This window comes from Brevundimonas sp. SL161 (genome assembly GCF_049896985.1).
Classification (GTDB): domain Bacteria; phylum Pseudomonadota; class Alphaproteobacteria; order Caulobacterales; family Caulobacteraceae; genus Brevundimonas.
This window is the reverse complement of record NZ_JAFCVJ010000005.1, coordinates 33,796-55,851: the sequence shown is the minus strand read 5'-3', so window position 1 is coordinate 55,851 and position 22,056 is coordinate 33,796. Positions and strand designations below refer to the sequence as shown.

The window sequence follows — 22,056 nt, the reverse complement described above, 5'->3', positions numbered from 1 at the left end:
CCCCATGATGATCGAACTGAAATTCCCCGACGGCGCCGTGCGCGAGTATGCAGCCGGATCGACCGCCTGGGACGTGGCCCACGCTATCTCGCCTTCGCTGGCCAAGAAGGCCGTTCTGGCCGAACTGAACGGCAAGCAGCGCGACCTGAACCGCGTGCTGGAGACCGGCGGCGACTTCCGCCTGATCAGGCGCGACGACCCGGAGGCGCTCTACACCATCCGGCATGATGCGGCCCACGTGCTGGCCGAGGCGGTGCAGACGCTGTTCCCCGGAACCCAGGTCACGATCGGTCCGGCCATCGAGGACGGGTTCTATTACGACTTCTTCCGCGAGCAGCCCTTCTCGACCGACGACTTCGCCGCCATCGAAAAGGAGATGTCGCGGATCGTGGATCGCGACGCGAAGTTCGAGCGCGAGGTCTGGGACCGCGACGAGGCGATCACCTTCTTCGAGGCGCGGGGCGAGGCGTTCAAGGCCGAGCTGATCCGGGACCTGCCGGGCACGGAGACGATCACCCTGTACAAGCAGGGCGACTGGATCGACCTTTGCCGGGGCCCGCACTTCCCCTCGACCAAGTCGGTGGGCAAGGCCTTCAAGCTGACCAAGCTGGCCGGGGCCTACTGGCGCGGGGACAGCAATCGCGAACAGCTGCAGCGCATCTACGGCACCGCCTGGGCGACGAAGGAGGATCTCGACGCCTATCTGACCCGTCTGGAGGAGGCCGAGAAGCGCGACCACCGCAAGGTGGGCAAGGCGATGGAGCTCTTCCACATGCAGGAAGAGGGCCGTGGCATGGTCTTCTGGCATCCCAAGGGCTGGGTTCTGTGGCGCGTGCTGGAGGCCTATATGCGCCGCCGCCTGGACGCCGCCGGCTATGTCGAGGTCAAGACGCCCCAGGTGCTGGACCGCAAATTCTGGGAACAGAGCGGCCACTGGGAAAAGTACCGGCCCAACATGTTCGTCTGCGAGACGGTCGAGGGCGAGGAACTGAGCCTCAAGCCGATGAACTGCCCGGGCCACGTGCAGATCTTCGATCAGGGCCAGCGCTCCTATCGCGAACTGCCCCTGCGCATGGCCGAGTTCGGCGCCTGCCACCGCTATGAGCCGTCCGGATCGCTGCACGGCCTGATGCGAGTGCGCGGCTTCACCCAGGACGACGCCCACATCTTCTGCCGCGAGGACCAGATCGTCGAGGAGACGTCGAGCTTCATCGCCCTCGCCCGCTCGGTCCACGCCGATCTCGGCATGGAAACGGCCTATATCAGCCTCGGCACGCGCCCCGAGACGCGCGCCGGCAGCGATGAATTCTGGGACAAGGCCGAGGCCCTGATGGCCGAGGCCGCCCGCGCCGCCGGGACCGAGCCGGTGGTCACGCCCGGCGACGGCGCCTTCTACGCGCCCAAGCTGGACTTCATCGTCAAGGACGCCATCGGCCGCGAATGGACCTGCGGCACGATCCAGCTGGACTATGTCCTGCCGGAACGGCTCGATGCGACCTACATCGCCGAGGACGGCCAGAAACACCGGCCGGTCATGCTGCACCGGGCCATCCTGGGCTCGTTCGAGCGGTTCATCGGCATCATGATCGAGAACTACGCCGGGGCCTTCCCCCTGTGGCTCGCGCCGGTGCAGGCGGTGGTCGCGACTATCACCTCGGACGCCGACGGCTATGCGGAAGACGTCGCCGCAAAGTTCAAGGCCGCAGGCCTGCGGGTCGAGACTGATCTGCGCAACGAGAAGGTCGGCTACAAGGTGCGTGAGCATTCGGTCGGCAAGGTGCCGGTCATCGCCGTGGTCGGGCGGCAAGAGGCGGAAGAAGGCAAGGTCGCCATCCGCCGTCTTGGGTCTCAGGCGCAGACGGTCGTCTCGGTCGAGGAGGCCATCCGCATCCTGACCGACGAAGCCACGCCGCCGGATCTGAAGCGGCTCAAGACCGCCTAGAGTCGGCTGCCGAACACAGGAACCATCGGACGCAGAGCTTCTTTTTTGTGCGCGCGCTGGGCGCATCATCAAGGAGTTTGCACCATGGTAGAGAAGACCCTCGACACCCTGTTCCACGACACGCTCAAGGACATCTATTACGCCGAGCGGAAGATCCTGAAGTCCTTGCCGAAGATGGTCCGCGCGGCGCAGTCGCCGGACCTGAAGGCGGCGTTCGAGAAACATATCGGCCAGACCGAGGTCCAGATCGAACGCCTGCAGCAGGTGTTCGAGATCATCGGCAAGCCGGCGCGAGGCAAGACCTGTGACGCCATCGAAGGCATCCTGGCCGAGGGCGACGAGATCGCCGAGGAGTACAAGGGCACGGCGGCGCTCGACGCCGGTCTTCTGGCCGCCGCCCAGGCCGTCGAACACTATGAGATCACCCGCTACGGCACGCTGAAGCGATGGGCTCTGGTGCTCGGCATGAAGGATGCGGCCGCCTTGCTGGACGAGACCCTGCAGGAGGAAAGCCAGACCGACGAGGACCTGACGACCATCGCTGACGCGACCGTCAACGAACAGGCTACGCAGCCCAGGGCCGCGTAGGTTCCCGTTTCTGTCCGAACGGATCCGGCGGGAGCAATTCCGCCGGCTTCCACCTGCGCCTATGATCGTCCGTGCGGCTGTCGCCCTGGCGCCGACCTCGCCTTCACGGCCTTTGGCCGTCGATATTGCCGGGCGGCGAATAGCGGCAGGCCAGCACGGCCCTTTCGCCCCGGCTTGCGACCGCGCAGCCGACGTGGGTCGTGCCGCGCCAGATCAGCTGGGTGTAGTGGCCGACCGCAATCCAGTCGCCGGTGCGGCTGACGTCCGGAAAGACGCCGGGGCGATAGTCTCGCCGCTCCGTGATCCAGTCGCCGACCATGTTTTCTGGCGTGAAGACCCGGTCGCCCCAGCCCATCCACAGGTTTTCGCCGTGGCCGTGCGGGCGCGGATCGTGGGCGAAACGGCCGCTGTCGATCAGTTCGACGGCCCAGTGGCGCGCCTCCGCCTCCAGTATGTCGCTCCAGATCAGCGGCTGGCTGTTGGCTTGCGCGCGCTCGCGGTTGTGGGCCGCCAGGAGGCGCGCCTCGACCTCGTCGGACGGCCGGGCGTCGTCGGCGGGCGCGATGGGCTGCAGGGTCCGGGCCTGTTCCGAGGCCGGTTCGATCCAGACCCGTTCCTCCGCCGGACCGGACTGGGCGCAGGCGTTCATGGCCGGGGCGAGGACGGCGACGATTGCAGCGAGAAGGGATCGGGTGTTCATCGGAGATGAAATCCCCCGCGATGGGGGCTGTTCCAAGGCGAGACAACTCTTATCTTGACGTTGACGTAAACGTCGGCTTTAGACGCTTTACCTTCCAATCCGTCCTCAATGGAGACTGACCCCATGACCGAGGCCTATATCTACGACGCCGTGCGGACGCCGCGCGGCAAGGGCAAGAAGGATGGATCCCTGCACGAGATCACCGGGCTGAGCCTGGCGACCCAGGTGCTGGAAGCGCTGCGCGACCGCAACGGCCTGGACACCTCGAAGGTCGACGACGTCATCCTGGGGTGCGTCACTCCGGTCGGAGAACTGGGCGCGGACATCGCCCGCACCGCCGTGCTGTCGGCGGGCTGGGCCCAGAGCGTGGCCGGCGTCCAGATCAACCGCTTCTGCGCCTCGGGCCTGGAAGCCGTGAACATGGCGACCGCCAAGGTGAAATCCGGCGAGGCCGATTTCGCCGTCGGCGGCGGCGTCGAGGCCATGAGCCGGGTGCCGATGGGCTCGGACGGCGGCGCCTGGCCGGTGGATCCCTCCTCGGCCTTCCCGACCTATTTCGTGCCCCAGGGCGTCTCCGCCGACATGATCGCGTCGAAATACGGCTTCAGCCGCGATGACGTGGACGCCTATTCCGTAGAGAGCCACAAGCGCGCCGCCGCCGCCTGGGCCGACGGCCGCTTCTCGAAATCGGTCGTCCCGGTCAGGAACCAGCTCGGCCTGGTCCAGCTGGACCGCGACGAGACCATCCGTCCGAACACGGACATGCAATCGCTGGGCGGACTGAACCCCTCCTTCGCCATGATGGGCGAGATGGCCTTCGACGCCGTGATCAGCCAGCGCTACCCCGAGGTCGAGCGGGTCAACCACGTCCATACGCCCGGCAACTCCTCGGGCATCGTCGACGGCTCGGCCGGTGTGCTGATCGGCACCCTGGAAGCCGGCAAGGCCCTGGGCCTCAAGCCCCGCGCCCGCATCGTCGGCGCCGCCTCGATCGGCTCCGAACCCTCGATCATGCTGACCGGCCCCGAGTTCGTGACGAAAAAGCTGCTCGGCAGGCTGGGCATGTCGGTCGCCGACATCGACGTGTGGGAGCTGAACGAGGCCTTCGCCGCGGTGGTCCTGCGCTACATGCAGGCGCTGGACATCCCGCACGACAAGATGAACGTGAACGGCGGCGGCATCTCCATGGGCCACCCGCTGGGCGCCACCGGCGCCATGATCACCGGCATCGCGCTCGACGAGCTGGAGCGCTCCGACAAGTCGACCGCCCTGATCACCCTGTGCATCGGCGGCGGCATGGGCACCGCCACCGTCATTGAACGCGTCTGAGGATCACGAGCATGGAAAACTTCAAGATCGACGTCGACGCCGACGGCATCGCCCTGGTCACCTTCGACGTGCCGGGCCGTTCGATGAATACCCTGACGTCCAGCGTGATGGCCGAGCTGCCTGAGCTGGTCGAACGCATCAAGACCGACGACGCCATCAAGGGTGCGGTCCTCACCTCGGGCAAGGCCTCGGGCTTCTGCGCCGGCGCCGACCTCGGCGACATGGCCGGCGGATCGCTGGCCGGCGGCGGCGACCTTCAGGCCGCGTTCGACGCGGGCTGGAAGATGAACGGCTCGCTGCGAGCGCTGGAAACCTGCGGCAAGCCGATCGCGGCGGCCATCAACGGCCTGGCGCTCGGCGGCGGTCTGGAACTGACTCTGGCCTGCCACTACCGCGTGGTCGGCGACGATCCGAAGATCCAGCTCGGCCTGCCGGAGATCAAGGTCGGCCTGTTCCCCGGCGGCGGCGGCACCCAACGCCTGCCGCGCATGATCGGCGTGCAGGCGGCCATGACGGCCATGAGCGCCGGCTCCTCGTGGCGTCCGAACGACGCCAAGGGCGCGGGCGTTGTCAATGAGGTCGTGGCCAAGGGAACTGAAGTCGAGGCCGCCAAGGCCTGGATCAAGGGCGGCGGCAAGGCCGTTCAGCCCTGGGATTCGAAGGATTTCAAACAACCCGGCGGCGGCCCCTACCACCCGGCCGGCATCCAGAACTTCCTGGTCGGCAATGCGATGATCCGCAAGCAGTCCTACGGCAACTATCCGGCCGTCATCAACCTGATGAAGGCCGTCTATGAGGGCATCCAGGTGCCGATGGACGCGGCCCTGCGGATCGAGACGCGCTACTTCATCAAGACCCTGATGACCCCGCAGGCCCAGGGCATGATCCGCTCGCTGTTCCTGTCGAAGCAGGAGCTCGACAAGGGCGCCGTGCGGCCGGCCGGCATCCCGGCCTCGGACGCGAAGAAGGTCACGGTCATCGGCGCCGGCATGATGGGCGCGGGCATCGCCTATGTGCAGGCGCTGGCCGGCATCCAGACCATACTGATCGACCGCACCCAGGAAGACGCCGACAAGGGCAAGGCCCACGTCGAGGAGCTTCTGAAGAAGCGCCTGTCGCGCGGCCAGCTGACCCAGGACAAGTACGACGCCCTGCTCGGCTCCGTGATCGCCACCACCGACTATGAGCAGATCAAGGGCTCGGACCTGGTCATCGAGGCGGTGTTCGAGAACCGCGAGATCAAGGCCGACGTCACCAGGCGTGCCGAGGCCCAGCTTGAAGCCGGAGCCGTGTTCGGATCCAACACCTCGACCCTGCCGATCACCGGCCTGGCCGAAGCCTCCGTTCGTCCCGAGGACTTCATCGGCATCCACTTCTTCTCGCCGGTCGACAAGATGATGCTGGTCGAGATCATACTGGGCGAGAAGACGGGTCAGGCCGCGATCGCCAAGACGCTCGACTACGTCATGAAGATCAAGAAGACCCCGATCATCGTCAACGACGGCCGCGGCTTCTACACCTCGCGCTGCTTCGGCACCTATGTCGCCGAGGGTCTGGCCATGCTGGAAGAGGGCTATGCCCCCGCCCTGATCGACAACATCGGTCGCATGACCGGCATGCCGCGCGGCCCTCTGGAAATGCACGACGACGTCGCCCTCGATCTGTCGATGAAGGTGTCGAAACAGACCGCCCTCGACCTCGGCGACAAATACGTTCCGCTGGCCGGCGCCGAGATCATCCGCACCATGGTCGAGGACCTGGGCCGCTACGGCCGCAAGAACGGCAAGGGCTTCTACGACTACGACGTGAAGCCCAAGAAGCTCTGGTCGGGCCTGTCGGAATTGGCGCCGGTCAAGATCAACGATTCGACGCCGGAACTGGTCGAGGATCAAAAGCAGCGCCTGCTCTATCGCCAGGCGGTGGAAGTGGCGCGTTGCTGGGAAGAGGGCGTCATCGACGACCCGCGCGAGGCCGATGTCGGCGCCATCCTGGCCTGGGGCTTCGCGCCCTGGACCGGCGGCCCGATCACCTACATCGACCAGATCGGGCTGAAGGCCTTCGTGACCCGGGCCGACGACTACGCCGCCCGCTACGGCGAGCGCTTCAAGGTCCCGCAGCTGCTGCGCGACATGGCCGCCAAGGGCGAGACCTTCTACGGCAGGTTCACGGGCGCCAAGGCCGCAGCCTGATCGCGCCTGAAACCTGAAAAGACAACGGCCCCGGGATCGCTCCCGGGGCCGTTTCTTTGGGCGATCCGTGAACGGATCAGCCGCCGGTGAACTCGTAGGTCGTACCGTCGATCTCGCACATGTCGACGCGCTCGGCGTAGGCCGACCCGTCATCGAAGCTGTAGGCGAAGTCGTACATGCAGTCTTCCAGTTCGTCGTCGACGGTCACCTCGACCGTGTCGCCGGGCTCGACCTCGACGTCGAGGATGTTGTCGCTCCACTCGTCCGAGGACGACTGGCCGTAGAGGATGGCGTCGATGGTGTGCTCGCTGTTGTTCTCGATCGAGAAGGACACAGCGCCCGTCTGGGCGACGGCCGGGACGCCGATCGCGGCGGCGGCCGCGACAATCATGAGCAGGCTACGCATGGTGGAAACTCCCCCAGCCGACGGCATGTCGGCGTCATGGAGATTTCTGTATCCGAACAACGGTCAGCCGAAAAGCGTGGCCGTATGCGGCGTCATTTCTCGTCAGCGCCGGTCCGGCTTCTTTAGATAATGTCCAGCGGCTGTGCGGTCGAGGGCGGCGGGAAGGCGCGGTCGAGGGCTTCGAGGTCCTCGTGGTCCAGTTCGATCTCCAGCGCCGCCGCATTGGCCTCGACATGGGCCACGGTCGAGGCCTTGGGGATGGCGATGATGCCCTCCTGACGCAGGACCGCCGCCAGTGCGATCTGGGCCGGAGTGGCGTCGTGTCGGTCGGCCACAGCCTGCAGCGCCGGATGAGTCAGCAGATCGCCGCGCCCGAGAGGCGAATAGGCCATCACCGGCATCAGCCGCTCCTGCTGCCAGGGCAGCAGGTCGAACTCGATCCCGCGCGAGCCGGGATTGTACAGCAGCTGGTTGGTGGCGCAGCGCTCCCCGCCGTCGACCTCGTCCAGCCGGTTCATGGTGCGGATATCGAGGTTGGACACGCCCCAGCGGGCGATCATTCCCTCGTCGATCAGTTCCTCGAACCCGGCGACGATCTCCTCCAGCGGGTGACGGCTCTCCCAGTGCAGCAGAAAGAGGTCGAGCCGGTCGACGCCGAGCCGTTCCAGCGACTTCTCGCAATGGAGCATCATGGTCATCTCGCCGGCGTTGTCGGGCCGGATCTTGGAGACCAGGAAGACCTCGTCCCGGCGATCCTTGATGACCTCGCCGACCAGCCGTTCGGACCGGCCGTCGCCATAGATTTCCGCCGTGTCGATCAGGGTCAGACCCAGGTCGATGCCGCGAGACAGGGCCGCCTGTTCGGCGTCGCGGGTCCTGGGATCGTCGCCGATCATCCAGGTCCCTTGGCCCAGGGCCGGAACGATCGTACCGTCGGAGAAGCTGGTCATGCGCGTCATGGCGACATCAATGCACGACGTCGCGGTCGGCTTCAAAGGCCTCATCGGAGAACCCGTCCCATGCAGACCCGCATCGTCCAGACAGACGGCCTCAGGCAGCAGATTCTGGAGGCCGGCGAAGGGTCTCTCGTGCTGCTGATCCACGGCTTCCCCGAATTGGGCATCAGCTGGCGGGCGCAGGCTCAGGCCCTCGCCGAAGCGGGCTACCACGCGGTGGCGCCGGACATGCGCGGCTATGGCGGCACCGACAAGCCGGAGCGGGTCGAGAACTATTCGATCCTCAATCTGGTCGGCGACATGGTCGATCTGGTCCGGGCCCTGGGAGCGGAGACCTGCACCGTCGTCGGCCACGACTGGGGCGCGCCGGTCGCCTGGCACTGCGCCCTGATGCGGCCGGATATGTTCACCGCCGTCGCCGGACTGTCGGTGCCGTTCCAGCCGCGCCGTCCCAAGGGCCCGCCGACCGCCGCCATGTCTGCGCTGGCCAAACGCGCCGGGCTCGGCGAGCTCTACATGGTCCAGTTCCAGGACCCCGATCATCACACGATCTTCGAAGCCGATGTGGCGGGAGGTCTCCGCAAGGGGTTCTATTCCTACGACGGATCGACCCCGCCCGATCGCCAGTCGACCGGCTTCATCGCTCCGGGGGAAAACTTCCTGTCCGAGGCGCCCGAGGACGCGACCCTGCCGCCGTGGATGAGCGAGGCGCACCACGCGGAATATGTCGCCGCCTTCACCGCCGGAGGCTTCAGGGGGCCGATGGACTGGTATCGGAACATCGACCGCAACTGGGCCCTGACCGCCTTCCTGCAAGGCAAACAGATCCGCCAGCCGTCGATGTTCCTGGTTGGTGAGCGCGATCCCGTCCGCCACTATGCGGGTCAGCACGAGGCGGGGCTGAAGGACTGGCTCACCGACCTGCGCAGCCAGACCGTCCTGCCGGGCGCCGGCCACTGGCTGCAGCAGGAGCGGCCGGATGAGGTCAATGCGGCGCTGCTGGAGTTCCTTCGGTCTCTTTAGAGGAGACACCGCCCGTTTCTCTTTGTCCGTGCAGATCACAGACCCGTTCGTCTGGATGCGCCACCGCATCCAGCCTGCCGATAACTCGATTTCCATCTGGACCCCGGCCTTCGCCCGGGTGCACGGTGGAGGTTGGCTTGTTGAGAGAGTCGTATGATCGCGATGTCCGTCCCACCCGTCGTCGCCCCCGCCCAGGCTGAAGCCGCTGATCTGGTCGGTCGCTGGGAAGGCGCGCTGAACGTCGGCGGGACCTCCCTGCCCCTCGTCATCCGCGTCGAGGCGGGCGGACAGGTCTTCATGGACAGCCCGGCGCAGAACGCGCGCGGCATTCCAGTCACCGAATTGAGCGAAACGGGCGGCGTCGTCCGCTTCACCGTCCCCGTCGCTCACGGACGGTTCGAGGGCGCAAGATCGGCGGACGGTCAGACCTGGACCGGCGCCTGGTCGCAAGGCGCTGCCTCACTGCCGCTCATCCTGACGCGGGCGGCGACGGGAGCAGAGCCCGCGGGTCCGGCGCGGCCTCAGACGCCCGTCCCGCCTTTTCCCTATCCCGCCGAAGACGTGACGTTCCGTAACGAGGGCGCGGGGATCACCCTGGCCGGGATCCTGACCCTGCCGGAAGGCGATGGGCCATTCCCGGCGGTGGTCCTGCTGACCGGGTCGGGCGCCCAGGACCGGGACGAGACCATCTTCGATCACAAGCCCTTCGCCGTCTGGGCCGACGCCCTGACCCGGCGCGGCGTCGCCGTGCTGCGCTACGATGATCGAGGCGTGGGTGGATCGGGCGGGGGCACGACCGAAGACACCTCTGCGGATTTCGCCGCCGACGCCGCTGCGGCCATCGCCTTCCTGCGGACGCGGTCCGAGATCGATCCCGCGCGCATCGGCCTGATGGGTCATAGCGAAGGCGGCATGACCGCGCCCTTGGCCGTCTCGGAGGGTGCGCCCGCCGCCTTCGTCGTCATGATCGCCGGGCAGGCCGTCTCCGGGGCGGACATTATCACCGAACAGGCCGCCCGTCTGGCCGAGGCCTCCGGCGCCGCGCCCGATCAGGTCGCGGAAGCGCGGCGCGTGCAGGGTGAGGTCATGGCCGCCGTCGTCCGAAACAAGGACGATGGCGCCGCAGCCGCCCGAGATGCCGAGGCCGTTCTCATCGCCGCCGGACAGTCGCCCGCACAGGCCCAGGCGGGCCTCCGCCTGCTCAGTTCACCTTGGTACCGCTGGTTCGCTGCCCATGATCCCGCGCCGGCGTTGGCCGGCCTGCATGTGCCGCTTCTGGCGATCTATGGCGGCAAGGATCTGCAGGTCCCGGCCGACCAGAACGCCGAGGCCCTGGCCCGCATCCAGCCGATGGCCGAGATCGTCGTCCTGCCCGGTCTGAATCATCTGATGCAGACGGCCGGGACCGGCCTGCCGGGCGAATATGGGACCATTACCGAGTCCCTGGCGCCTGAGGCGATTTCGACCGTGACGGACTGGGTGGTTCGAGTGACCGGCGCCCGACCCTAGACCGGGTGCGTCGGTTCCGGCTTGATCGGCTCGGATCGGGTCGTGACGGCGGAATCCTCCGGCAACGGAATGAACTCCAGATCATCCTCGTCGGGCAGCTTCATCCGCCCGGCCTTCCAGTCTTCTTTCGCCTGGTCCAGCCGCGCCTGGGACGACGACACGAAGTTCCACCAGATCATCCGCTGGCCGACCGGTTCGCCGCCGAGCGCCATAACGGTCGCCTGGGTCAGAGACTTCACCGTCGGCTCGGCATTGGGCTCCAGCACGATCATCTGGCCCTCATGGAAGGTGCGGTCGCCGACCTCGATCGAGCCCTTGGCGACATAGAGCGCCCGCTCGGACATGCCGCCCGAGCCCTTGCCCGGAGGCGGGGCGGTGCGCACGCCTTCCTGCATCTCCCAATGAACATAGAAGAGCGGCGACGAGGTCTTCACGTTGGCCGTGGCGCCGTAGGCCTCGCCCGCCACCAGACGGGCGAACAGGCCGCCGTTCTCGTAGGCCGGCAGGGCGTCCTCGCCGTAATGCTGGAACGACGGGTTGATCTCCTCGGCCTCATTCGGCAGGGCGATCCAGGCCTGCATCCCGTTCATCGGGCCGCCCTGCGCCTTCTTCAACGGGTCCGTGCGCTCGGAGTGGGTGATGCCCTTGCCCGCGGTCATCCAGTTGACCTCGCCCGGCCGGATCGCCTGGGTGTAGCCGAGGCTGTCGCGGTGCATGATCTCGCCCTCGAACAGATAGGTCAGGGTCGACAGGCCGATGTGCGGGTGCGGGCGGACGTTGATCGCATCCGCGCCCGGCGCGAACTCGGCCGGTCCCATGTGATCGAGGAAGATGAAGGGCCCGACCATCCGGCGCGAATGGAAGGGCAGGATGCGCCCGACCTCGAACCCGCCGAGGTCCTTCTTGCGGGCGTCGATCACTATCTCGATCATGGGCGGGCTCCTCTATCTGTAACCGGTCCTATTGCACGTGAGGCGTGATGATGCCCAGCGGCAGGGTCGTCACATTCTTGACGCCGCGGGTGACGATATGGCTTTCGCAGTCCGAGACGATGCCGAGGGTCAGCAACTTGTCGCGCAGGAATTTGTCGAAGGCGTGCATGTCCGACGTGATGATCCGCAGCACATAGTCCTCGCGCCCGGTGATGGTGGCGCACTGGACCACCTCGGGCCAGTTGGCGACGGCGGCCTCAAAGGCGTCCAGGTTCTCACGCGAGGGCAGGCTCAGCTTGACGATGGCATAGACCTCGAAGTCCAGACCCAGCAGGGCGGCGTCCAGAAGAGTCACCCGCTTGCGGATCAGGCCGGAATCTTCCAGTCTCTTGATCCGGCGCCAGCACGGCGAGGCCGACAGTCCCACCCTCTCGGCCACTTCCGCGACCGACAATCCGGCGTCCTGCTGCAGGATGTCCAGAATTCGAGCGTCGATGGGATCCAGTTCGTCCGCCAATGCGTTTCTCCATTTGTCGTTATGGCGCAATAAAATACCCTAAAACTGCTTGACGCAAGGCTAAAATAGGCGAGCCTTGATTTCGCGCTCATGCTATCCAGCCGCCAAGAAGTGCGGTCGGATCAACCGAACGGCAGGATGGAATGACCAGGAACACCAAGCCGCTCTCGCTGCGCGTGCCGGAGCCCTCGGGCCGTCCGGGCGATGCCCCGGATTTCAGCCACCTGAAACTCGACGCTGCCGGTAGTGTGGACCGCCCGCCGGTCGACGCCCGCCCGGTGCAGATGCTGGACCTGGCCTTCCGCCTGATCCGGGTGCTGGACGATGAGGGCCAGGCCATCGGGCCGTGGAACCCGCGCCTCGACGCGGAGACCCTGAAGAAGGGTCTGAAGGCGATGATCCTGACCCGCGCCTTCGACGACCGGATGCATCGGGCCCACCGCCAGGGCAAGACCAGCTTCTATATGAAGTGTACTGGCGAGGAGGCCATCGCAGTCGCCCAGGGCATGATCCTGAGCCGCGAGGACATGGGCTTCCCCACCTATCGCCAGCAGGGCCTGCTAATCGCGCGCGGCTATCCGCTCGTCGACATGATGAACCAGATCTATTCCAACGCTTCGGACCCGATCAAGGGGCGTCAGCTGCCGATCATGTATTCGGCCAAGGACTATGGGTTCTTCACCATCTCGGGAAACCTCGGCACCCAGGTGCCGCAGGCGGTCGGCTGGGCCATGGCCAGCGCCTACAAGGGCGACGACAAGATCGCCATCACCTGGATCGGCGACGGAGCCACGGCCGAGGGCGACTTCCACAACGCCCTGACCTTCGCCAGCGTCTACCGCGCCCCGGTGATCCTCAACATCGTCAATAACCAGTGGGCCATCAGCTCCTTCCAGGGCATCGCCGGCGGGCTTGAGACGACCTTCGCCTCCAAGGCCATCGGCTACGGCCTTCCGGCCCTGCGCGTCGACGGCAACGACTTCCTCGCCGTCTGGGCCGCGACCCAGTGGGCCGAAGGACGCGCCCGGTCGAACCAGGGCGCGACGGTGATCGAGCTGTTCACCTACCGCGGTGCCCCGCATTCGACCTCGGATGACCCGAGCCGTTATCGGCCTGGCGACGAGCATGAGAAATGGCCGTTGGGCGATCCGATCGCGCGCCTGAAACAGCACCTGATCGCGCTCGGCGAATGGTCCGACGAAGCCCAGGCCGAAGCGGAGGCCGAGGCCGTCGCCCAGGTCCGCGCGGCCGGCAAGGAATCCGAAGCCATAGGGACGCTGGGGCAGTCGCGCCCGAGCGTGAAGACGATGTTCGAAGAGGTCTATGCGACCGAAGACTGGCGCCTGACCGAACAGCGCCGCGAAGTGGGAGTCTGATCCGATGAGCGAACAGACCTTCACCGACGCCGACCAGCACGACGGCATCGCCCCCGACATGGTCGATCAGACCGAGGCCCCCGCCTCGGTCGCGCCGGAGGCCGGCGCCGTCCAGCCGATGAACATGATCCAGGCGCTGAACTCGGCCCTGCATGTGAAGATGGCCGAGGATCCCAACGTCCTCAGCTTCGGCGAAGACGCCGGCTATTTCGGCGGCGTCTTCCGCGTCACCGACCAGCTGCAGCAAAAGCACGGCCTGACCCGCAGCTTCGACACTCCGATCTCGGAATGCGGCCTCGTCGCCGCCGCCATCGGCATGGGGGCCTACGGCCTGCGTCCGGTCGTGGAGATCCAGTTCGCCGACTACATCTATCCGGCCTACGACCAGATCGTCTCCGAAGCGGCCAAGATGCGCTATCGCTCGGGCGGCCAGTTCACCTCGCCCATCGTGGTCCGTTCACCCTACGGCGGCGGCATCTTCGGCGGCCAGACCCACTCGCAGTCGCCGGAAGCCCTGTTCACCCACATTGCGGGACTGAAGGTCGTCATTCCGTCCAACCCCTATGACGCCAAGGGCCTGCTGACCGCGGCGATCGAGGACGACGATCCGGTCATCTTCTTCGAGCCCAAACGGCTCTACAACGGCCCCTTCGACGGCTGGCACCAGAAGCCGGTGAGCCCGTGGAAGACCCAGGATCTGGCCCAGGTCCCGACAGGCAAATATGTCGAGCCCATCGGCAAGGCGCGGATCATGCGCGAGGGCAATGACGTCACCATCCTCTGCTACGGCACCATGGTCTGGGTGTCGCTGGCCGGCGCGGAACACGCGGGCGTGGACGCCGAGGTCATCGACCTGCGCTCGCTCGTGCCGCTCGATATCGAGACCATCGAAGCCTCGGTGAAGAAGACCGGCCGCTGCGTCATCGTGCACGAGGCGCCGAAAACCTCCGGGTACGGAGGAGAGCTCTCCGCCCTGGTGCTGGAGCGCTGCTTCTATCACCTGGAAGCCCCCGTCACCCGCGTCTGCGGCTGGGACACCCCCTACCCGCACGCCTTCGAGTGGGAATATTTCCCCGGGCCGGAACGGGTCGCCACCGCGCTGAAAGCCGTCATGACCGGAGGGTCGCGCTGATGGGCCGCTACGTCTTCAAACTGCCCGACGTGGGCGAAGGCACCGCCGAGGCCGAACTGGTCGGCTGGCACGTCGCGATCGGCGATGTCGTCGCCGAGGACCAGCTGCTCGCCGACATTATGACCGACAAGGCCACCGTCGAACTGACCAGCCCGGTCTCCGGCGTCGTCACCGCCCTGCACGGCGAACCCGGCGCCATGTCGCCCGTCGGCGGCCCGCTGGTCGAGTTCGAGGTCGAGGGCGCAGGCAATGCCTCTGCCGAGGCCCGGCCCGCGCCGGTCGCTGAACCGGAGCCGGACGCCGCGCCTGTTCTGGAAGCGCCCGAGGCCGAAGACGTCGTCGAAACCCCGTCGTCGCTCGCCGCCGGCAACTATGTCTTCAAACTGCCCGACGTCGGCGAAGGCACCGCCGAGGCCGAACTGGTCGCCTGGCACGTCGCGGTCGGCGACACGGTTCAGGAAGACCAGATCCTCGCCGAGATCATGACCGACAAGGCTACCGTCGAGCTGACCTCGCCGGTCTCCGGTGTCGTCGCCGCCCTGCACGGCGAAATCGGCAAGGCCTCTCCGGTCGGCGGCGCCCTGGTCAGCTTCAACGTCGAGGGCGCCGGGAATGTTGAGGCGTCCAAGAGCCCCTCCGTCTCTCCGCTGCGCTCCGAGCCACCTCCCCCCGCTGCGCGCGGGGAGGAGACCACCGCTGCCGCATCGTCTCCTCCCCGTGCCGAAGGCATGGGGAGGGGGACCGCCCGCGACTTCGCGGGGGGTGGAGGGGCTCTTGCCGCAGCACCGGCCCGCACCGCCCAGACGCCCGGCGTCCGCCCCCTGGCCTCGCCCGCTGTGCGTAAGCGCGCCCGTGAACTGGGTCTGGAACTGCAGTTCGTGCCCGGCTCCGGCCCGGCCGGCCGCATCGAACACGGCGACCTCGACGCCTTCGTATCGGGCGGCGCACGCGGTCCGTCCAAACACGGACCATCGGCGTCCGCCTCGACCTATGTGAAGGCCGAGGGCACGACCGAGGTCCGCATCATCGGGCTGCGCCGCAAGATCGCGGAGAAGATGGCCGAGAGCGTCCGGCGCATTCCCCACATCACCTATGTGGAAGAGATCGACGTCACGGCGCTGGAGGAGCTTCGCGCCCATCTGAATGCCCAGGCGAAGACGAGCGGCAAAGGAAAGCTCAACGTCCTGCCCTTCATCGCCCGCGCCATCGTCGTGGCCCTGCGCGACCAGCCGCAGATCAACGCCACCTATGACGACGAGGCCGGAGTCCTGACCCAGCACGCAGCCGTGCATCTGGGCATCGCCGCCCAGACCCCGAACGGCCTGATGGTGCCGGTCGTCCGCCACGCGGAATCGCTCGACCCCTACGTCACCGCCGCCGAGATCGCTCGCGTCTCCGGCGCGGCCAAGGACGGCTCTGCGAAACGCGAGGAACTGTCCGGCTCGACCATCACCATCACCTCGCTGGGCACGCTCGGCGGCCTGGTCCACACCCCAATCATCAACCACCCCGAGGTCGCCATCGTCGGCCCCAACAAGATCGAGGACCGGGTCGTGGTGCGGAACGGCCAGATGGTCGTGCGCAAGATGATGAACCTGTCGTCCAGCTTCGATCACCGCATCGTCGACGGCCACGACGCCGCCGTCTTCGTGCAGCGGATCAAGGGCCTGCTCGAGCATCCCGCGACACTGTGGATGGGCTGAGACGGCTGTGGCGGCATCGTCAGGGACCGTGGTTTGCGAAATGTCGCCCGGTGGCGTTCATGGACCTCTGATCCGCGAGGAGAGAGCGCCATGACCCGCATCCTGATCGCCGCCGTCACCGCCGTGGCCCTGCTGGGGACGGCCCCGGCCTGGGCCTGCCTGCCGCCACCACCAAACACGTCCTACGAGACCGCGACGGCCCGCGCCGCCTTCGTCGGTCGGGTCGTGTCGGTCGAACGAACCGATCCGACCGACTGTCTCGCCGACGCCCGGGCGCGTGCATCGGGCCCGTCCTTCCAGGGCGACCCCGGCGAACGCGGCTGCGAGGCCTTCGGCTTCGCGACGCTGGAGCCCGCCTGGATCATCAAGGGCGAGGACGTCGTCACCGGCCCGTTCCGCGTCGCCTGGAACCGGACACCCTTCTGCACGATTGGCTGGACCCCGGAGGTCGGCGCCCTGGCCGTCGCCCTGGTCCCCGAGGACGCCTCCAACCTGCGCGAAGGCACGACCGCCACGGTCGACGCCGTCCAGCAGGGCGATCCCCTGTTCCGCACCATCCTCGAGCTGGTCGAAGAGATTCAGCCCTGACTTTTCCGAGTATCGACGACGCATGACCCAGACCCTGAAGACCAAAGTCCTCATCATCGGCGCGGGCACCGGCGGCTATGTCGCGGGCATCCGCTGCGGCCAGCTGGGGCTGGACACCGTCCTCGTCGACGGCGGCGACGGGCTGGGCGGCACCTGCCTGAACGTCGGCTGTATTCCGTCCAAGGCGATCATCCACGCGGCCTCGAAGTTCGAGACCGTGTCGAAGGCCGCCGGCGAAGGCACCCTGGGCATCACGGCGTCGGAGCCGGCGATCGATCTGTCGAAGACCGTCGCCTGGAAGGACGGGATCGTCCGTAAGCTGAACAACGGCGTCGCGGCCCTGCTGAAGAAGGCGAAGGTCAAGGTCATCAAGGGATGGGCGACCTTCGAGGACGCCAAGACCTGCCGCGTCGAGACCGCCGACGGCCCGATTACGATCACGGCCGAGCACGTCATCCTGGCGACGGGGTCCGAGCCCGTAGAACTGCCCTTCCTGCCGTTCGGCGGCGACGTCGTCTCCTCGACCGAGGCCCTGTCGCTGGACGCCGTGCCGGGGAAACTGGTCGTGGTCGGCGGCGGCTATATCGGTCTGGAGCTGGGCATCGCCTACCGCAAACTGGGGGCCCAGGTCGCCATCGTCGAGATGGCCGAGCGCATCCTGCCGCTCTACGACAAGGCCCTGACCGACCCGGTCATGAAGTGGCTGACCGACCACGGGGTCGAGATGCACCTCGGCGCCCGGGCCGGCGGGTTCGGGGACGGGAAACTGTCGATCACCACGAAGGAGGGCGAGCCTCTGTCGCTCGACGCCGACAAGGTGCTGGTCACCGTCGGGCGTCGTCCTCGCACCGCCGGCTGGGGTCTGGAAAACATGGGTGTCGCCATGGCCGGGCCGTTCGTGAAGACCGACGACCGTTGCGCCACCTCGATGAGGAACGTCTGGGCCGTCGGCGACCTGACCGGCGAACCCATGCTGGCCCACAAGGGCTCGGCCCAGGGCGAGGTCGTGGCCGAGGTCATCGCCGGCCACGACAAGCGCTTCGACCCCGTGACCATCGCCGCCGTCTGTTTCACGGAGCCGGAGATTGTCTCGGCGGGCCTCGGGCCGCTCGACGTCGCAGGACGCGACGACGTGATCACCGCTGTCTTCCCGCTGGCCGCCATCGGCCGGGCGCTCGCCATCGAGGCGGCCGAGGACGGCGGCTTCGTGCGCGTGCTCGCGTCAAAGGACGACCACCGCCTGCTCGGCGTCCAGGCCGTCGGCCAGCACGTCGCCGAACTGTCCAACAGCTTCGCCCAGATGCTGGAGATGGGCGCCGTGCTGGAGGATGTCGCGGGGATCATCCACGTCCACCCGACCCTCGGCGAGGCCTTCCACGAGGCGAGCCTGAGGGCGCTGGGCCACGCCATCCACATCTGACCCCCTGCCCCTCCCTATCGGGCCGCTGCGTTATTCCCTGTCTGTGAGTCCCTGTCCTTGACGGAGGCTTTGCGCTGTCGGTGAAGCGGACGGGGCAGTTGGGGTTTGGCGACGTCGGTCTCGCGCCTCGGGACGGCCCCCTCGGGGAGGCACAGACACGCGTGGAGACCCAGGGCAGGTCAGGCCTTGACCGACGCCCCGCCCGAAACCAGCCCGGGCATCCCCGTCGGAGCGAAATCCAGAGCCTTCTCCAGCTCAGCCATGTCCTTGTCGGCCGCCTTCCAGTCGTCCCTGTCCGGCGATTTCGGGTTGGCCCGGTCGGCCTTGATCTTCTCGCGCGCTTCCTTGAGCTCACCGAGCGCCATCTTCACCTGCTCGAAGAAGCCCTGGTCGACCATGGCCGCGCCGAACACGGCTTCGGCCCGGTCCGCCGTCTCGTCGCGCCCGTCGGCGATGTCGAAGGCGGCGGCATAGGCGGCCTGCGCCCGCTTCATCTCCGCATCGACCGTCGGAGCCTCGACCTCGGCATCCTTCGGTTCCGGGGGCAGCCCCTTCAGCGCCGCGTCGGCGGCCTCGCGGGCGTCCTTCGCGTCCCGGCGCATCATCGCCATCTCGCCGTCGGTCACGTTCCTGCCGCCGGCCTCGACATAGTCCTTCACCGCCGATTTCAGCTCCTTCGCCAGTTCGGCCGTCATCTTCAGCGCCGCCCTGGGGTCGATCTTGACCATCAGCATCAGGGCGTCGCGGCGTTCACGCACGGCCTGGACCTTTTTGGCCGCCATCTCCTTCTTCATCGACTTCTGCGCGTCGCGCATGTCGGAGAGGGACGGCAGGCCGAAGCCCGGCGACGCGTCCTGAGGCGTTTTCGCCTGCCCCGGCAAGGGAGTGCGCCAGAACGGCAGCGGCTGGGTCGCCGAGGTCGTCAGCGAGATCATTCTGATCTCTCCTTCTGTGTTCTCGATGATCCTGGACGACGACCGCTTTCGATCCGCTTAAGCGGCCTGCCTGTAAATCGCCGCTCTCTTGGGCTATGGGCCGCCCTCAAGACGCGCGCGATCGCGTCGCACGCGTCCGCGCCCCTACTTAGAAATCCCCGATGAAGTTTCTCGACCAGGCCAAGATCTACATTCGTTCCGGCAACGGCGGCGCGGGCTCCGTCTCATTCCGGCGCGAGAAATTCATCCCCAACGGCGGGCCGGACGGCGGCGACGGCGGCAATGGCGGCAACGTCTGGGTCGAGGCCGTCGACGGGCTGAACACCCTGATCGACTACCGCTACCAGCAGCATTTCAAGGCCCCGACAGGGACCCACGGCATGGGTCGCCAGATGCACGGCGCCCGGGGCGAAGACGTCGTCCTCAAGGTCCCCGTCGGCACCCAGGTGCTGGGCGAGGACAAGGAAACCGTCGTGCTCGACATGGTCGAGGTCGGCCAGAAGGAACTGCTGCTCTCTGGCGGCAACGGCGGCTGGGGCAATGTCCGCTTCAAGGGTCCGCAGAACCAGGCCCCGCGCCACGCCAACCCCGGCCAGGAAGGCCAGGAGATGTGGATCTGGCTGCGGCTCAAGCTGATCGCCGACATCGGTCTGGCCGGCCTGCCCAACGCCGGCAAGTCGACCTTCCTCGCCGCCGCCTCGGCGGCGCGGCCCAAGATCGCCGACTATCCGTTCACGACCCTGGCCCCCAACCTCGGCATGGTTGACCTTAGCCCCGGGGAACGGTTCGTCATCGCCGACATCCCCGGCCTGATCGAGGGGGCCTCGGAAGGCGCCGGTCTCGGCACCCGTTTCCTCGGTCACGTCGAACGCTCGGCCTCCCTGATCCACCTGATCGACGGCACCCAGGACGATGTGGCCGAGGCCTACCGCATCATCCGGGGCGAGCTCGACGCCTACGGCGAAGGTCTGGGCGACAAGCAGGAGATCCTGGCCCTCAACAAGATCGACGCCCTGACCCCCGAGGCGCGCGAGGAGAAGGCCGCCGAGCTGGAGGCCGTCGCCGGCCGCCGCCCGATGATGGTCTCCGGCGTCTCCGGCGAAGGCGTGCCGGAACTGCTCCGCGCCGCCTGGGCCGAGGTCCGCAAGACGCGCGGCGAGATCGACGAAGAGGGCGACGAGATCGAGGTCTTCGCCGACGGCTGGAAGCCCTAGAGAGCCCTCCCCTCCCCCCTGGGGGAGGGCGACTGTGCGCAGCAAGTCGGGCGGGGGCGGTCGAGCCGCATGGCGACGGTCCGGGTCTGGCTCGCCGGCCCCGACGCCGGCGTCATCGGCGAGACGCTCAACAAGACCGGCGGCTGACCGCGACAAGCCGACCGACGTCGTGTTAGCTGCGCTTTCGTTTGCTCATCCGTGAGCATAAGTCCGACGCGAGCCCGCCCGCCTTGTCCTTCTTTCACGCCGGTCCCGCGCCCCAGGCGAGCGGCCCCCGATCAGGGGCGCTGAGAGACGGCCTGGGCCTGGCCGCCGGGATGAAGGTCGGGCTGTTCGGCGGCTCGTTCAATCCGGCCCACGACGGGCATGCCCATGTGGCGGAGACGGCGGTCCAGCGGATGGATCTCGACCGCGTGATCTGGCTGGTCTCGTCCCAGAACCCGCTGAAGGACAGGCGCCAGACCGCGCCCCTGGCCGATCGCATGGCCTCGGCCGAGACCTTCGCGCGCGGCCCGCACATGGTGGTCTCCGACTTCGAGACCCGCGTCGGCACGACCTGGACTATCGACACCCTGCGCGCGCTCAAACTGCGTCACCCCGGCGTGCATTTCGTCTGGCTGATGGGCTCCGACAATCTGGCGAATTTCCATTGCTGGCGGGGCTGGACCGACATCATGCGGATGATGCCGGTGGCCGTGATCGCCCGGCCGGGCAGCCTGCTTGAAAGCCGCGCCGCCCCCGCCGCCCACCGCTTCGCCGGCCACCGGGTTTCGTCCAACGAGGCGCGCCTGTTGCCCACGATGGCGGCTCCCTCCTGGACCTATCTGACGGCGCCGCTGAACCCCAGTTCGTCCACGGCCTTGCGGGCCCAGAAATGACCTTACGGCTCAAGCAGCGAGACAGAGCCTGTCCTCCGGCCGATCGGAGATCGGACCGGGGGGCGCGTCGAGCGTTAGCCAACTAAAAAGCCACCGGGTGACGTTTTCGGGCTTTCGTGCTAGAGAGCCTCTTTAGTGAACCCGCCCGGAGCCTTCCGCTGACCCCCTCGCCCGCGCACGACGCGCAAGAAGACGCCGTTTCGAACACGGCCCATGAGATGGAGCCGATCGCGCCCATCCACTCAGAAGACGGGGCCGAAGACGGTCACGACGAAGACCTCTCCGACGATTCCGCCGAAGACTTCCCGCTGTTCAGCGCGGACGACGGCGGCGACGACCCCTCGAACTTCGACCGTCAGGGCGTCGTCCCGACCGGTGCCACCCCGCTTGAAATCGCCTTGCTGACCAAGCTGGACGACGACAAGGCCCAGGACATCGTCCTGATCGACCTGAGGGGCAAGTCGCCCATGGCCGACAGCATGATCGTGGCCTCGGGCCGGTCGCACCGCCATGTCGGCGCGCTCGCCGACCACCTTCTGCGCACGCTGAAGGAACAGGGTCTTGGCCGCGCCAAGGTCGAGGGCCTGCCGCACTGCGACTGGGTTCTGATCGATGCCGGCGACGTCATCGTCCACCTGTTCCGGCCCGAAGTGCGGATGTTCTACAACATCGAAAAGATCTGGGCCGTCGACAGCGCCCACCGCACCGCCAACGCGTAA

Annotated in this window: 20 protein-coding genes; 14 read left to right on the top strand and 6 right to left on the bottom strand. The window is 67.3% G+C overall.

Translation table 11 applies throughout. The features are described 5' to 3' along the window. Window positions 1–7 precede the first annotated feature (7 nt). Entirely contained in the window at window positions 8–1,942 is a 1,935-nt protein-coding gene (gene thrS, locus ACP7AU_RS05930) for a threonine--tRNA ligase (RefSeq protein ID WP_426050895.1), read from the top strand. Between the two features lie 84 nt (window positions 1,943–2,026). Continuing rightward, window positions 2,027–2,530 carry a ferritin-like domain-containing protein gene (locus ACP7AU_RS05925; RefSeq protein WP_426038813.1) on the top strand — a complete coding sequence of 168 codons (504 nt, stop codon included), beginning with the start codon at window positions 2,027–2,029 and terminating at the stop codon, window positions 2,528–2,530. Between the two features lie 103 nt (window positions 2,531–2,633). Here ACP7AU_RS05925 and ACP7AU_RS05920 read toward each other — a convergent pair whose 3' ends face one another. Next, entirely contained in the window at window positions 2,634–3,230 is a 597-nt protein-coding gene (locus ACP7AU_RS05920) for a CAP domain-containing protein (RefSeq protein ID WP_426050822.1), read from the bottom strand. A 123-nt stretch (window positions 3,231–3,353) separates the two neighbouring features. On the opposite strand from ACP7AU_RS05920, the gene ACP7AU_RS05915 reads away from it, so the two are divergent. Then, complete coding sequence (locus ACP7AU_RS05915) at window positions 3,354–4,559, top strand: acetyl-CoA C-acetyltransferase (protein ID WP_426050821.1); 1,206 nt, start codon at window positions 3,354–3,356, stop codon at window positions 4,557–4,559. An 11-nt stretch (window positions 4,560–4,570) separates the two neighbouring features. Further along, a complete protein-coding gene (locus ACP7AU_RS05910) occupies window positions 4,571–6,748 on the top strand; it encodes a 3-hydroxyacyl-CoA dehydrogenase NAD-binding domain-containing protein (protein ID WP_426038816.1) in 2,178 nt (725 codons plus the stop codon). Between the two features lie 76 nt (window positions 6,749–6,824). Here the strand turns inward: ACP7AU_RS05910 and ACP7AU_RS05905 are convergent, their stop codons facing one another. Next, on the bottom strand, window positions 6,825–7,154 hold the full coding sequence (locus tag ACP7AU_RS05905; protein WP_426050820.1) for a hypothetical protein: 330 nt from the start codon (window positions 7,152–7,154) through the stop codon (window positions 6,825–6,827). A gap of 122 nt (window positions 7,155–7,276) precedes the next feature. Next, on the bottom strand, window positions 7,277–8,113 hold the full coding sequence (locus ACP7AU_RS05900) for an aldo/keto reductase (protein ID WP_426050819.1): 837 nt from the start codon (window positions 8,111–8,113) through the stop codon (window positions 7,277–7,279). Window positions 8,114–8,173: 60 nt separating this feature from the next. Between ACP7AU_RS05900 and ACP7AU_RS05895 the strand changes: the two genes are divergently transcribed. Both ACP7AU_RS05895 and ACP7AU_RS05890 read left to right on the top strand, forming a co-directional pair. After that, a complete protein-coding gene (locus ACP7AU_RS05895; RefSeq protein ID WP_426038819.1) occupies window positions 8,174–9,133 on the top strand; it encodes an alpha/beta fold hydrolase in 960 nt (319 codons plus the stop codon). 153 nt (window positions 9,134–9,286) lie between these two features. After that, the gene (locus ACP7AU_RS05890; RefSeq protein ID WP_426050818.1) at window positions 9,287–10,642 is read left to right on the top strand and encodes an alpha/beta hydrolase family protein; all 1,356 of its coding nucleotides are present in this window, start codon (window positions 9,287–9,289) and stop codon (window positions 10,640–10,642) included. On the opposite strand, the gene ACP7AU_RS05885 is transcribed toward ACP7AU_RS05890, so the two are convergent. Together ACP7AU_RS05885 and ACP7AU_RS05880 are read right to left on the bottom strand one after the other, a co-directional pair. Continuing rightward, a complete protein-coding gene (locus ACP7AU_RS05885) occupies window positions 10,639–11,574 on the bottom strand; it encodes a pirin family protein (protein WP_426050817.1) in 936 nt (311 codons plus the stop codon). The two genes, ACP7AU_RS05890 and ACP7AU_RS05885, sit on opposite strands and share 4 nt — an antisense overlap. 28 nt (window positions 11,575–11,602) lie before the next feature. Beyond that, on the bottom strand, window positions 11,603–12,091 hold the full coding sequence (locus tag ACP7AU_RS05880; RefSeq protein ID WP_426038822.1) for an Lrp/AsnC family transcriptional regulator: 489 nt from the start codon (window positions 12,089–12,091) through the stop codon (window positions 11,603–11,605). 143 nt (window positions 12,092–12,234) lie between these two features. On the opposite strand from ACP7AU_RS05880, the gene ACP7AU_RS05875 reads away from it, so the two are divergent. The 5 genes from ACP7AU_RS05875 (at window position 12,235) to lpdA (ending at window position 18,310) form a co-directional block, all read left to right on the top strand. Then, window positions 12,235–13,467 (top strand): 3-methyl-2-oxobutanoate dehydrogenase (2-methylpropanoyl-transferring) subunit alpha, encoded by a 1,233-nt coding sequence (locus ACP7AU_RS05875; RefSeq protein WP_426050816.1) that lies wholly within the window; start codon window positions 12,235–12,237, stop codon window positions 13,465–13,467. A 4-nt stretch (window positions 13,468–13,471) separates the two neighbouring features. Next, window positions 13,472–14,599, top strand: a complete 1,128-nt coding sequence (locus tag ACP7AU_RS05870) for an alpha-ketoacid dehydrogenase subunit beta (protein ID WP_426038824.1) — start codon at window positions 13,472–13,474, stop codon at window positions 14,597–14,599. Beyond that, a complete protein-coding gene (locus tag ACP7AU_RS05865) occupies window positions 14,599–16,302 on the top strand; it encodes a 2-oxo acid dehydrogenase subunit E2 (RefSeq protein ID WP_426050815.1) in 1,704 nt (567 codons plus the stop codon). Before ACP7AU_RS05870 ends, ACP7AU_RS05865 begins: the two co-directional genes overlap by 1 nt. Before the next feature lie 90 nt (window positions 16,303–16,392). Next, window positions 16,393–16,890 (top strand): hypothetical protein, encoded by a 498-nt coding sequence (locus ACP7AU_RS05860; protein ID WP_426050814.1) that lies wholly within the window; start codon window positions 16,393–16,395, stop codon window positions 16,888–16,890. A 22-nt stretch (window positions 16,891–16,912) separates the two neighbouring features. After that, window positions 16,913–18,310: a dihydrolipoyl dehydrogenase gene (gene lpdA / locus ACP7AU_RS05855; RefSeq protein ID WP_426050813.1), complete on the top strand. Its 1,398-nt coding sequence runs from the start codon at window positions 16,913–16,915 to the stop codon at window positions 18,308–18,310. 179 nt (window positions 18,311–18,489) lie between these two features. On the opposite strand, the gene ACP7AU_RS05850 is transcribed toward lpdA, so the two are convergent. Continuing rightward, window positions 18,490–19,245, bottom strand: a complete 756-nt coding sequence (locus ACP7AU_RS05850; RefSeq protein WP_426038828.1) for a hypothetical protein — start codon at window positions 19,243–19,245, stop codon at window positions 18,490–18,492. A 161-nt stretch (window positions 19,246–19,406) separates the two neighbouring features. On the opposite strand from ACP7AU_RS05850, the gene obgE reads away from it, so the two are divergent. The 3 genes from obgE (at window position 19,407) to rsfS (ending at window position 22,056) form a co-directional block, all read left to right on the top strand. Next, on the top strand, window positions 19,407–20,459 hold the full coding sequence (obgE, locus tag ACP7AU_RS05845) for a GTPase ObgE (protein WP_426038829.1): 1,053 nt from the start codon (window positions 19,407–19,409) through the stop codon (window positions 20,457–20,459). A 230-nt stretch (window positions 20,460–20,689) separates the two neighbouring features. Continuing rightward, window positions 20,690–21,337 (top strand): nicotinate-nucleotide adenylyltransferase, encoded by a 648-nt coding sequence (locus ACP7AU_RS05840; protein WP_426050812.1) that lies wholly within the window; start codon window positions 20,690–20,692, stop codon window positions 21,335–21,337. A gap of 218 nt (window positions 21,338–21,555) precedes the next feature. Further along, on the top strand, window positions 21,556–22,056 hold the full coding sequence (rsfS, locus tag ACP7AU_RS05835) for a ribosome silencing factor (RefSeq protein WP_426038830.1): 501 nt from the start codon (window positions 21,556–21,558) through the stop codon (window positions 22,054–22,056).

What these genes read in the sequence shown, in the direction of transcription:
- thrS (WP_426050895.1), top strand. Translation starts at nt 8, where the DNA reads ATGATCGAACTGAAATTCCCCGACGGCGCCGTGCGCGAGTATGCAGCC.
- ACP7AU_RS05925 (WP_426038813.1), top strand. Translation starts at nt 2,027, where the DNA reads ATGGTAGAGAAGACCCTCGACACCCTGTTCCACGACACGCTCAAGGAC.
- ACP7AU_RS05920 (WP_426050822.1), bottom strand. Translation starts at nt 3,230, where the DNA reads ATGAACACCCGATCCCTTCTCGCTGCAATCGTCGCCGTCCTCGCCCCG.
- ACP7AU_RS05915 (WP_426050821.1), top strand. Translation starts at nt 3,354, where the DNA reads ATGACCGAGGCCTATATCTACGACGCCGTGCGGACGCCGCGCGGCAAG.
- ACP7AU_RS05910 (WP_426038816.1), top strand. Translation starts at nt 4,571, where the DNA reads ATGGAAAACTTCAAGATCGACGTCGACGCCGACGGCATCGCCCTGGTC.
- ACP7AU_RS05905 (WP_426050820.1), bottom strand. Translation starts at nt 7,154, where the DNA reads ATGCGTAGCCTGCTCATGATTGTCGCGGCCGCCGCCGCGATCGGCGTC.
- ACP7AU_RS05900 (WP_426050819.1), bottom strand. Translation starts at nt 8,113, where the DNA reads ATGACGCGCATGACCAGCTTCTCCGACGGTACGATCGTTCCGGCCCTG.
- ACP7AU_RS05895 (WP_426038819.1), top strand. Translation starts at nt 8,174, where the DNA reads ATGCAGACCCGCATCGTCCAGACAGACGGCCTCAGGCAGCAGATTCTG.
- ACP7AU_RS05890 (WP_426050818.1), top strand. Translation starts at nt 9,287, where the DNA reads ATGATCGCGATGTCCGTCCCACCCGTCGTCGCCCCCGCCCAGGCTGAA.
- ACP7AU_RS05885 (WP_426050817.1), bottom strand. Translation starts at nt 11,574, where the DNA reads ATGATCGAGATAGTGATCGACGCCCGCAAGAAGGACCTCGGCGGGTTC.
- ACP7AU_RS05875 (WP_426050816.1), top strand. Translation starts at nt 12,235, where the DNA reads ATGACCAGGAACACCAAGCCGCTCTCGCTGCGCGTGCCGGAGCCCTCG.
- ACP7AU_RS05870 (WP_426038824.1), top strand. Translation starts at nt 13,472, where the DNA reads ATGAGCGAACAGACCTTCACCGACGCCGACCAGCACGACGGCATCGCC.
- ACP7AU_RS05865 (WP_426050815.1), top strand. Translation starts at nt 14,599, where the DNA reads ATGGGCCGCTACGTCTTCAAACTGCCCGACGTGGGCGAAGGCACCGCC.
- ACP7AU_RS05860 (WP_426050814.1), top strand. Translation starts at nt 16,393, where the DNA reads ATGACCCGCATCCTGATCGCCGCCGTCACCGCCGTGGCCCTGCTGGGG.
- lpdA (WP_426050813.1), top strand. Translation starts at nt 16,913, where the DNA reads ATGACCCAGACCCTGAAGACCAAAGTCCTCATCATCGGCGCGGGCACC.
- ACP7AU_RS05850 (WP_426038828.1), bottom strand. Translation starts at nt 19,245, where the DNA reads ATGATCTCGCTGACGACCTCGGCGACCCAGCCGCTGCCGTTCTGGCGC.
- obgE (WP_426038829.1), top strand. Translation starts at nt 19,407, where the DNA reads ATGAAGTTTCTCGACCAGGCCAAGATCTACATTCGTTCCGGCAACGGC.
- rsfS (WP_426038830.1), top strand. Translation starts at nt 21,556, where the DNA reads ATGGAGCCGATCGCGCCCATCCACTCAGAAGACGGGGCCGAAGACGGT.